This is a genomic window from Roseomonas rosulenta, from assembly GCF_016106005.1.
GTDB lineage: Bacteria > Pseudomonadota > Alphaproteobacteria > Acetobacterales > Acetobacteraceae > Neoroseomonas > Neoroseomonas rosulenta.
The window spans coordinates 1-10332 of the sequence record NZ_JACADR010000154.1 but is presented as its reverse complement, the minus strand read 5'-3'; the positions used below and the strand labels follow the sequence as shown (position 1 = coordinate 10332).

9 protein-coding genes and 1 pseudogene are annotated in these 10332 nt (G+C 71.9%); 9 read left to right on the top strand and 1 reads right to left on the bottom strand.

Annotated features, from left to right (window positions below):
* Positions 1 to 127 (bottom strand): annotated as a pseudogene (locus tag HW578_RS28625) (phosphate signaling complex protein PhoU); the annotation flags it as partial.
* On the opposite strand from HW578_RS28625, the gene murC reads away from it, so the two are divergent.
* From murC to HW578_RS16955, 9 genes are all read left to right on the top strand, one after another.
* Positions 127 to 1560, top strand: coding sequence for a UDP-N-acetylmuramate--L-alanine ligase (murC, locus tag HW578_RS16995; RefSeq protein ID WP_198371804.1), 1434 nt, complete (start codon positions 127 to 129; stop codon positions 1558 to 1560). The pseudogene HW578_RS28625 and the gene murC overlap by 1 nt on opposite strands.
* A complete protein-coding gene (murB, locus tag HW578_RS16990; protein ID WP_198371802.1) occupies positions 1560 to 2507 on the top strand; it encodes a UDP-N-acetylmuramate dehydrogenase in 948 nt (315 codons plus the stop codon). Before murC ends, murB begins: the two co-directional genes overlap by 1 nt.
* Positions 2504 to 3421: a D-alanine--D-alanine ligase gene (locus HW578_RS16985; RefSeq protein WP_198371801.1), complete on the top strand. Its 918-nt coding sequence runs from the start codon at positions 2504 to 2506 to the stop codon at positions 3419 to 3421. Before murB ends, HW578_RS16985 begins: the two co-directional genes overlap by 4 nt.
* The gene (locus HW578_RS16980) at positions 3411 to 4292 is read left to right on the top strand and encodes a cell division protein FtsQ/DivIB (protein WP_369407911.1); all 882 of its coding nucleotides are present in this window, start codon (positions 3411 to 3413) and stop codon (positions 4290 to 4292) included. The genes HW578_RS16985 and HW578_RS16980 overlap by 11 nt, the downstream gene beginning before the upstream one ends.
* Positions 4289 to 5584 carry a cell division protein FtsA gene (gene ftsA / locus HW578_RS16975; protein WP_198371800.1) on the top strand — a complete coding sequence of 432 codons (1296 nt, stop codon included), beginning with the start codon at positions 4289 to 4291 and terminating at the stop codon, positions 5582 to 5584. Before HW578_RS16980 ends, ftsA begins: the two co-directional genes overlap by 4 nt.
* A gap of 59 nt (positions 5585 to 5643) precedes the next feature.
* Positions 5644 to 7164 carry a cell division protein FtsZ gene (ftsZ, locus tag HW578_RS16970; protein ID WP_198371799.1) on the top strand — a complete coding sequence of 507 codons (1521 nt, stop codon included), beginning with the start codon at positions 5644 to 5646 and terminating at the stop codon, positions 7162 to 7164.
* Positions 7165 to 7380: 216 nt separating this feature from the next.
* Positions 7381 to 8325, top strand: a complete 945-nt coding sequence (lpxC, locus tag HW578_RS16965) for a UDP-3-O-acyl-N-acetylglucosamine deacetylase (RefSeq protein WP_198371798.1) — start codon at positions 7381 to 7383, stop codon at positions 8323 to 8325.
* A 68-nt stretch (positions 8326 to 8393) separates the two neighbouring features.
* The gene (locus HW578_RS16960) at positions 8394 to 9236 is read left to right on the top strand and encodes an outer membrane protein assembly factor BamD (protein WP_198371797.1); all 843 of its coding nucleotides are present in this window, start codon (positions 8394 to 8396) and stop codon (positions 9234 to 9236) included.
* A gap of 19 nt (positions 9237 to 9255) precedes the next feature.
* On the top strand, positions 9256 to 10332 hold a 1077-nt coding region (locus HW578_RS16955; protein WP_198371796.1), incomplete at its 3' end, for an AAA family ATPase.

Below are 10332 nucleotides of genomic sequence, written 5' to 3'. Positions count from 1 at the left end.
CGCCGCCCGGACGGACCACCGCGAAGGCCGACTGGTCGGCCTTGGGGCGGTCCTCGGGCAGGCTGTCGCCGCGCACGGCGTAGAAGATGCGCTCGGCGATGTTGGTCGTGTGGTCGCCGATGCGCTCTGCCGCTCAATATCGGCGCCATCCACTTCGTCGGCATCGGCGGGATCGGCATGTCCGGCATCGCCGAGGTGCTGCACACGCTGGGCTACCAGGTGCAGGGCAGCGACATCAACGACGGCAGCAACGTGCAGCGGCTGCGCAGCATCGGCATCCCGGTCGCAGTGGGGCACGACGCGGCGAACCTCGGTGATGCGCAGGTGGTCGTCGTCTCGACCGCGGTGAAGCGCGACAACCCCGAGGTCGCGGCCGCGCGCAAGCGGCTGATCCCGGTGGTGCGCCGCGCCGAGATGCTGGCCGAGCTGATGCGCCTCAAATGGTCCATCGCCATCGGCGGCACGCATGGCAAGACAACGACCACGTCGCTGGTCGCGGCCGTGCTCGAGGCCGCGCGACTCGATCCCACCGTGATCAACGGCGGCATCGTCAATGCCTATGGCACCAACACCCGCATGGGCGCGGGCGACTGGATGGTGGTCGAGGCCGATGAATCCGACGGCTCCTTCCTGAAGCTTCCCGCCGTTGTTGCCGTCGTCACCAACATGGACCCGGAGCACCTCGACCACTGGGGCACCGGGGAGGCGATGAAGGAAGGCTACGCGCAGTTCGTCGGCAACATTCCCTTCTACGGCTTCGCCGTGCTGTGCATGGACCATCCGGAAGTGCAGGCGATGATCCCGCGCCTGTCGGACCGGCGCATCGTGACCTACGGCTTCTCGCCCCAGGCCGATGTGCGCGCCGAGCGCATCATCACCGACCGCATGGGTGCGACCTTCGAGGTCACGGTGACCGACCGTGCCACCGGCCGCGTGCGCACCATGAAGCCCTTCCGTCTGCCGATGCTGGGCCAGCACAACGTGCAGAATGCGCTCGCCGCCATCGCGATCGGCGTCGAGATGGAGGTGGACGAGGCGACCATCCGCTCGGCGCTGGCGGGCTTCAAGGGCGTGAAGCGCCGCTTCACCCGCACCGGCGAGGCCGGCGGCATCACCGTGATCGACGATTACGGACACCACCCCGTCGAGATCGCCGCTGTGCTCAAGGCCGCGCGCCAGGCCGGTGCGCGCGACGTGGTCGCGGTGGTGCAGCCGCACCGCTACACGCGGCTGCAGTCCCTGTTCGAGGAATTCTGCACCTGCATGAACGATGCCGGCACGGTCATCGTCGCCGATGTCTACGCGGCGGGCGAGCAGCCGATCGATGGCATCGACAAGGACGCGCTGGTGGAAGGGCTGCGCGCGCGCGGCCATCGTTCCGTCGTGCCGCTGCCGGGGCCGGATTCGCTGCCGGAGATGATCCACGCCATCGCGCGGTCGGGCGACTACGTGGTCTGCCTCGGGGCGGGGAACATCACCGCCTGGGCGCATGCGCTGCCGGGGCAGCTGAACGACCTGCAGCAGCGCGCGCGCGGGCGGCTCGCGGGGGCGATGAAATGATGGCCGCCGCCGCACATCGCCCCGAGGCTTCGCCGCCGCCCGGCCTGCATACCGCTCTGCCGCATGGCGTGCCGGCGCTGCGCGGGCGTGTCACGCGCGACGCGCCGCTCGGCGCCAGCACCTGGTTCCGCGTGGGCGGCGCCGCGGATGTGCTGGTGCGCCCCGCCGATGCCAATGATCTTGTCGCGCTGCTGCGCGACCTGCCGGGCGAGACGCCGATCACGGTGATCGGCGCGGCGTCCAACATGATCATCCGCGACGGCGGGATCGCCGGCGTGACCATCCGCCTCGCGCGCGGCTTCGGCGACGTCGTCGTCGAGGCCGACGGCATCGTCGCGGGCGCGGCCGCGCTCGATGTCACCGTCGCGGAGACCGCCGCGGCGCATGGCCTGGCTGGGCTGGAGTTCCTGATCGGCATCCCGGGCACGATCGGCGGCGCGGTGGCGATGAATGCCGGCGCCTACGGGACCGAGATCAAGGACGTGCTGGACTGGGCCGAGGTCGCGACCTCGGCGGGTGTCGTGCGCCTCGCGGCCGCCGATCTCCGCTTCGCCTATCGCCGCGCCGTACTGCCGCCGCGCGGCGTCGTCGTCCGTGCGCGGCTGCGCGCGACCCCAGGGGATGCGGCGGCGATCGCCGCGCGGCTCAACGAGATCCGGACCGCGCGCGAAGCCACGCAACCCGTTCGGGCGCGCACCGGCGGGTCCACCTTTAAGAACCCGCCCGGCGACAGGAAGGCCTGGGAACTGATCGACGCGGCCGGCTGCCGCGGCCTGCGCATCGGCGACGCACAGGTCAGCGAGAAGCACTGCAACTTCCTGATCAACACCGGCGGCGCCACCGCCGCCCAGATCGAAGCCCTGGGCGAGGAGGTACGCGCCCGGGTGCGCGCCGCCACCGGCGTCGAGCTCGAATGGGAAATCCGCCGCATCGGGAGGCCCGCATGACCCGCCACGTCGCGGTGCTGTATGGCGGCATCTCGGCCGAGCGCGAGGTCTCGCTCTCCTCCGGCCGGCAATGCATCGCCGCCCTGCGCGAGGCCGGCTTCGAGGTCACGCCGATCGAGGTTGGCCAGGACCTCGGCGCCGTGATCCATGCGCTGACGCATCCGCGTCCCGATGTGGTGTTCAACGCACTGCACGGCCGCTTCGGGGAGGATGGCTGCATCCAGGGCGTGCTCGACTGGCTGGGGCTTCCCTACACGCATTCGGGGCTGCGCGCCTCGGCGCTGGCGATGGACAAGGCGGCGGCGAAGGCCGTGTTTCGGGAGGCCGGGCTGCCCGTCGCCGAACACCGCCTGGTCACGCGCGAGGAACTCGAGGCCGCCGATCCGCTGCCGCTACCCTATGTGGTGAAGCCGGTGAACGAGGGGTCGTCCGTCGGCGTGCACATCGTGCAGAAGGGCGACAATCGCCGCGCCGAGATCGCGCGCGACTGGCGCTACGGCGACCACGCCATGGCCGAGGCCTATATCCCCGGGCGTGAGCTCACGGTCGGCGTGATGGGGGACCGCGCGCTGGCCGTCACCGACATCATTGCCGATGCCGGCGCCTTCTACGACTACGAGAGCAAGTACGCCGCCGGCGGTTCGCGCCACGTGCTGCCCGCGCAGATCGACGCGGGCACCTACGCCCAGGCGCTCGACATCGCGCTGCGCGCGCATCACGCGCTGGGCTGCCGCGGCGCCTCGCGCGCCGACCTGCGCTACGACGAAGCGAATGACCGCCTGGTGCTGCTCGAGGTGAACACGCAACCGGGCCTGACGCCGACCTCGCTGCTGCCCGAGCAGGCGGCGCATTGCGGCATCCCCTTCCCCGCGCTCTGCGCCTGGATGGTGCAGGAGGCCCGCTGTGGCGCGTGAACGCCTGGCGCGCACCTCGAAACCGCAGCGCGAGCCCTCGCGCCCCTCGCGGCTGCGCATCTGGGTGAAGCGCCGGCGTTCGCTGGTGCGCCCCGCGATCTATGGCGTGCTCGGCCTCGGTGCGCTCGGCGTCGTGGTGCTGGCGGTGCGCGCGGTCGATCCGGCCGGGCGTGTGCGCGGCGTGGCGGAGAGCTTCGCCGGCGTCGGCGAGACGCTCGGCATGACGGTGCAGCAGGTGATCCTGGAAGGCCGGCGCAACACGCCGACCGACATGATCCGCGCCGCGCTTGGCGTCTCGCGCGGCGACCCGATCCTGGATTTCTCGCCCGAGGCGGCGCGCACGCGCCTCGAGACCATCGCCTGGGTGCAGACGGCGCATGTGGAGCGCCGCCTGCCCGGCACCATCCTGGTGCGCATCGAGGAACGCCGCCCCTTCGCCATCTGGCAGAATAACGCCCGCTTCGTGATCATCGACCGCGACGGCCGCGTGGTCGCCGCCGACGGGCTCGACCAGTTCGGCCCCTTGCCGCTGCTGGTCGGCGCCGGCGCCGATTCCGCCGGCCCCGCGCTCTACGACACGCTCAAGCGCGAACCTGAGGTGGCCGAGCGCGTGCAGGCCATGGTGCGCATCCATGAGCGCCGCTGGAACCTGCGCCTGCACAATGGCACCGACGTCCTGCTGCCCGAAGGTGCGGAGGCCGCCGCCATCCAGCGCCTCGGCGAATTGCAGCGCGAGGCGCGCCTGCTCGACCGCCCGCTCGCCGCGATCGACCTCAGGCTGCCCGACCGCCTGGTGCTGCGCCCGACCCGCCAGGCCGAACCGGCGGAGCAGCCCGCGCCGCGCCAGCAGGCCGGAGCCCGCCGCGGATGAACCAGATGTCCCGCCTGCCGCCCCCCGTCGAACCCGGCACGCCGACGCGCCGCCGCCGCCACGCGCGCAGCGGCACCTTCGGCGTGCTCGACATCGGATCGACCAAGGCGGTCTGCATGATCGCCCGCATCGAGAGCGACGGCACGCCGCGCGTGCTCGGCTTCGGCTGGCGCCAGGGGCGCGGCGTGAAGGGCGGGTCGATCGTCGACCTCGAGGAAGCGGAGCGCGCCATCCGCGCCGCCGTCGGCCAGGCCGAGGAGATGGCCGACACGCGCCTGCCCGGCGTGATCGTCAACCTCTCCTGCGGCCAGCCGGATTCGCGCCAGCTGCACATCCAGTGGGGCATCGGCGGGCGCGCGGTCACCGAGCAGGACCTGCGCGCCATCCTGCACGAGGGCCGCCGCCGCACCGCCGAGGACGGGCGCGAGACGGTGCACGCCATCCCCCTCGCCTTCACCGTCGATGCCACGCCCGGCGTCGAGGATCCGCGCAGCATGATCTGCGACACGCTGGGCGCGCGGCTGCACATGGTCAGCGCGGCGCAGGCCTCGCTGCGCAACCTCGGCGCCTGCCTGCTGCGCTGCGACCTCGAGGTGGAGGAACTGGTCTCCGCCCCCTTCGCCGCCGGCCTCGCGACCCTGGTGGATGACGAGAAGCAGCTGGGTGCCACGGTCATCGACATGGGCGGCGGCACCACCAGCCTCGCGGTGTTCAGCGAGGGCCACCTGGTCCACACCGCGCAGGTCGCGGTGGGCGGCGGCCAGGTGACCAACGACCTCGCGACCGTGCTGGCCACCCCGCTGTCGCATGCCGAACGCATCAAGACGCTGCATGGCAGCGTCCATGGCGGCGCCGACGACGATCGCGAATTCCTGCCCGTGCCGCTGCTGGGCGAGGACGAGCACGCCATCGCGCGCATCCCGCGCTCCATGGTGGTGAACATCATCAAGCCACGGCTCGAGGAGACCTTCGAACTGGTGCGCGAGCGACTCGACGCCGCCGCGCTGGGGCGCGAAGGCGGCACGCGCGTGGTGCTGACCGGGGGCGCCAGCCAGATGGTCGGCGTGCGCGAGATGGCCGCGCGAATCCTCGACCGCCAGGTGCGGATCGGCCGGCCGCTGCCAGTGCGCGGGCTCGCGGAAGCCGCCTCGGGCCCTGGCTTCGCCTCGGCGATCGGGCTGCTTCTGTGGGGCGCGGGCGAAGGCCGCCCGGTGCTCGACATCGCGCCCGGCCCGGCGCGGGCCGGCAGCGCCTTCAAGCGCTTCGTCAACTGGGTGAAGGACCGCGTCTGAATGCGCCTCGCCCCGAATCGATTCCACCGCGTAGACACGATCATCCAGGAGGCCCGCCCATGACCCTGAACCTGACCGTGCCGCAGCAGCAGCACACCGATTTCAGCCCGCGCATCACGGTGGTGGGCGTAGGCGGCGGCGGCACCAACGCGGTCAACAACATGATCGCGATGGGGCTCGACGGTGTCGAATTCCTGGTGGCCAACACCGACAGCCAGTCGCTGTTCCATTCGCGCGCCGAACGGCGCGTGCAGCTCGGCCCGCACCTCACGCAGGGTCTCGGCGCCGGCGCGAAGCCCGAGATCGGGCGCGCCGCGGCCGAGGAAGCGATGGAGGAACTCGCCCGCCACATCGAGGGCGTGCACATGGTCTTCATCACCGCCGGCATGGGCGGCGGCACCGGCACGGGTGCCGCCCCCGTCATCGCCCGCATGGCGCGCGAGCGCGGCATCCTGACCGTGGGCGTGGTGACCAAGCCGTTCGACTTCGAAGGGCCCAAGCGCAAGAAGTCGGCCGATTCCGGCATCGACGAACTGCAGTCCTTCGTCGATACGCTGATCGTCATCCCGAACCAGAACCTGTTCAGGCTGGCCAATGAACGCACCACCTTCCAGGAAGCGTTCAAGATGGCCGACAACGTGCTCTACATGGGCGTGCGCGGCGTCACCGACCTGATGGTCAACCCCGGCATGGTGAACCTCGACTTCGCCGACATCCGCACCGTGATGGCCGAGATGGGCAAGGCCATGATGGGCACCGGCGAGGCCGAGGGCGACGACCGCGCCACCAAGGCCGCCGAGGCCGCCATCAGCAACCCGCTGCTCGAGGACATCTCGATGGCCGGGGCGAAGGGCGTGCTGATCAACATCACCGGCGGCTACGACATGACCCTGTTCGAGGTGGACGCCGCCGCCAACCGCATCCGCAAGGAAGTGGACGAGGACGCGAACATCATCTTCGGCACCTCGGTGGACGAGGGCATGAACGGGCGCGTGCGCGTCTCGGTGGTCGCGACCGGCATCGACCTCGCCAGCGCGTCAGGGCGGGGCGAGGTGCCGCTGAAGCTGGTGGCGAACGGCGCCCCGACGCAGGCGGTGGCGACGCAGCCCGTGGCACCGGCGCAGCCCGTGCGCACCACGCCGTCCTTCATCCGCACCGTGTCGGCGCAGGGCGCCATGCCGGCGATGCGCCCCGCCGTGGTGGACCCCGCGCCCGAAGCGCCGATGCCCGAGCCCGAGCCCGTGGCCTATGCCCCCGCGCAGCAGGCCCCGGTCGAGGCGCCCATCGTCGTGGGCCCCGCCGCGACGATCGAGCCCGCGGCCCCGCGCCATGCCGAACCCGCCCGCCAGGCACCCGGCATGATGAGCAGCCTGTTCAAGCGCGCCACCAGCGTCACCGGCATGATGCGCCGTACCCTGCCCGAGGCGCAGCCGCCGATGGCGCCGCATGCGGTGCGGGTGGAGCCCTCGGTCATGTCGCAGCAGGCAGCCCCCGCTCCGCGCGCCGCCCCGCGCCAGTCCGGGCAGGACGAGATGGGGCTCGAGATCCCGACCTTCCTGCGCCGGCAGAGCAATCCCTGACCGGACCAGCCCTTTTTTCGCCGTATTTTGCGTCGCAATAATCCAGCGTTTTCAAGGGCTTGCGGCGTAATACAGAGAAACAAGGCTTGAATGGCGCCCCGGATCGCAGAGTGCTTCTGTGCTCCGGGGCGTTGTGCATCGCCGCATCGTCGCCGCATCAAGGGGGGTGCGGCACCTGCGGAGAAGCTCGCAAGGCCCTGGAAAGGCACGAGGGCCATGGACGGTTTCATCCCGGCGGAGAATGGACGGCGCAGGACGCTGAAGGCACCGATCGGGTGCGTCGGCACCGGCCTGCATTCCGGCCGCCGCGTCGCCCTCACGCTGCGCCCTGCCGCGGCCGGCACCGGCATCGTCTTCCGCCGCATCGACCTCGGGATCGATATCCCTGCGCTGTTCGACCGCGTGGTCGATACCCGCTTGTGCACCGCCATCGGTGAAGGTTCGGTCACCGTCTCGACCATCGAGCATGTCATGGCCGCGCTCGCCGGCAGCGGCATCGACGATGCCGTGGTCGAACTGGACGGCCCCGAAGTGCCGATCATGGACGGCTCCGCCGCCCCCTTCCTGTTCCTGATCGAATGCGCCGGCATCGCCACGACCGCGGCGCCGCGCGCCGCGATCGAGATCCTGCGCCCGGTACGCGTCGAGGATGCCGGCGGCGCTTTCGCCGAACTGCTGCCCAACCGCGAACCCGCCTTCGACGCCGAGCTCGAGATCGACTTTCCGAACACCGCGATCGGCCGCCAGGCGCTGGCGCTGCGCATCTCCCCCCTCGCCTTCCGCGAGGGCCTGGCTGATGCGCGCACCTTCACCCTCGCCGAGGACGTGGCGCGGCTGCGCGCCGCCGGCCTGGCGCAGGGCGGCAGCCTCGCGAACGCCGTGGTCGTGGACGGGCCGATGGTGCTGAACCCCGGCGGGCTGCGCCGCCCTGACGAATTCGTGCGCCACAAGCTGCTCGACGTGGTGGGCGACCTCGCACTGGCCGGCGCGCCGATCCGTGGGCGCTTCCGCGGTGCGCGCTCGGGCCATGCGCTGAACAACCGCGTGCTGCGCGCGCTCTTCGCCGATGCCTCCGCCTGGCGCCTGGCCGGCCTGCCCGCCATGTCCGAAGGCGCGGCCGCCACGCCGGTGCGCGCCGCTGCGGCACCCGCCATCGCCTGAGCCGTCTGCCGCTTGGCGGGCGGGGGCTTCGCCATGATATACAGCGGCCCGACCTCATGGCTGCCCCGATGACTCGCCACGTACTCCCGTTCCTACTCCTCGTCGCGCTGGCCGGCTGCAGCAGCTTCCGGCAGGGCACCGGCGCGGATCCGTCGCTGGATCCGGCCGCGGCCGTGGCGGATGCGGCCGACCAGTCGCCCGAGGCGCTCTACGCCGCGGGCATGCAGGAACTGCGCGCCAACCGCTACCAGCGCGCCGTCGACCTGTTCGACGCGGTGGAGCGGGAGCACCCCTATTCCACCTGGGCCACCAACGCGAAGCTGATGGCCGCCTACACGGACTACACGCGCAACCGCTACACCGAGGCGATCGGGGCTCTCGACCGCTTCATCCAGCTGCACCCGGCGCATCGCGACATCGCCTACGCGTACTACCTGCGCGCCCTCTCGCAATACGAACAGATCAACGACGCGCAGCGCGACCAGCAGCAGACCATCACCGCGATGAACGCGCTGCAGGAGGTCGTGAACCGCTTCCCCGACACGGCCTATGCCCGCGACGCACGCCTCAAGATGGACCTGGCGCGCGACCACCTGGCGGGGCGCGAGATGCATGTCGGGCGCTACTACCAGCGCCAGGGCCTGCTCTCGGCCGCGATCGGGCGCTTCCGCCGCGTGGTGGACGAATACCAGACCACCAACCACGTCCCGGAGGCGCTGCATCGCCTGACCGAGATCTACATCACGCTCGGCCTGACGGACGAGGCACGGCGCACCGCCTCGGTGCTCGGCTTCAACTACCCGGGCAGCCCCTGGTACCAGGATTCCTACGCGCTGCTGGTGGAGGGCGCGCAGCCCGCGCAGCAGGACCGGCCGGGCTTCTTCCGCCGCAGCGTCAACTGGCTGTTCTGAGGAAGGGGCACGGCAGACCGTGCTCGCCAGCCTCGCCATTCGCGACGTGGTGCTGATCGAACGGCTCGACCTCGCCTTCGGTCCCGGCCTGACCGCGCTCACCGGCGAGACCGGCGCGGGCAAGTCCATCCTGCTCGACAGCCTGGGCCTCGCGCTCGGCGGGCGCGCCGAGTCCGGCATGGTCCGCGCCGGCCAGCCGCAGGCCTCGGTTGCGGCCGCCTTTCATCCGCCCGCCGGCCACCCCGCCTTCGACATCCTGCGCGAACAGGGCATCGAGCCGGAGGAGGACCTGGTGCTGCGCCGGGTGGTGCAGGCCGATGGCCGATCCCGCGCCTTCGTCAACGACCAGCCGGTCGGCGTCGCGCTGCTGCGCCGCCTGGGCGCGACCCTGGTCGAGGTGCAAGGCCAGCACGACCAGGTGGGGCTCGCGGACCCCGCCTCCCATGGCGCGCTGCTCGACGCCTTCGGCGCGCTGGAACCGCGCCGTGCCGCCACCGCCGAGGCCTGGGGCGCCTGGCGCACCGCCACGAAGCGCCTGGCGGAAGCGCGCGAGGCCATCGCCGCCGCGCAGCGCGAGGAGGAATGGCTGCGCCACGCCGTTGCCGAACTGAAGGAACTGAACCCGGAGGACGGCGAGGAAGACCGCCTCGCCGCCGAACGCCAACGGCTCCAGCAGGGCGAGCGTCGCGCCGAGGCGATCGCCGCCGCCATCGCCGAACTGACCCCACGCGACCGCCGCGCCGCCACGCCCGCGCGTGCGCTGCGCGAGGCGGCGCGCGCGCTGGAACGCCTGCCCCCGCCCAACGATGAAGCACAGCCCGCGATCGCCGCCCTGGCCGCCGCGCAGGATGCGCTGGCCGAGGCTGAGGCAGCCCTGTCGCGCCTGTTGCAGGAAGGCGGCCCCGATCCTCGCCGCCTGGAGCAGACCGAGGAGCGCCTGTTTGCCCTGCGCGCCGCCGCGCGCAAGCATTCCGTCGCGGTGGTGGACCTCCCCGAATTCGCCGCCGGCCTGCGCGCGCGGCTCGAGGCGCTGGACGCCGGATCCGGCCGCGTCGCCGCGCTTGTGCCCGACGAGGCCGGGGCCCGCCATGCCTAC

Excerpts from the sequence above, each read along its gene's own strand:
- murB (WP_198371802.1), top strand. The coding sequence starts at position 1,560 with ATGGCCGCCGCCGCACATCGCCCCGAGGCTTCGCCGCCGCCCGGCCTG.
- HW578_RS16985 (WP_198371801.1), top strand. The coding sequence starts at position 2,504 with ATGACCCGCCACGTCGCGGTGCTGTATGGCGGCATCTCGGCCGAGCGC.
- ftsA (WP_198371800.1), top strand. The coding sequence starts at position 4,289 with ATGAACCAGATGTCCCGCCTGCCGCCCCCCGTCGAACCCGGCACGCCG.
- ftsZ (WP_198371799.1), top strand. The coding sequence starts at position 5,644 with ATGACCCTGAACCTGACCGTGCCGCAGCAGCAGCACACCGATTTCAGC.
- lpxC (WP_198371798.1), top strand. The coding sequence starts at position 7,381 with ATGGACGGTTTCATCCCGGCGGAGAATGGACGGCGCAGGACGCTGAAG.
- HW578_RS16960 (WP_198371797.1), top strand. The coding sequence starts at position 8,394 with ATGACTCGCCACGTACTCCCGTTCCTACTCCTCGTCGCGCTGGCCGGC.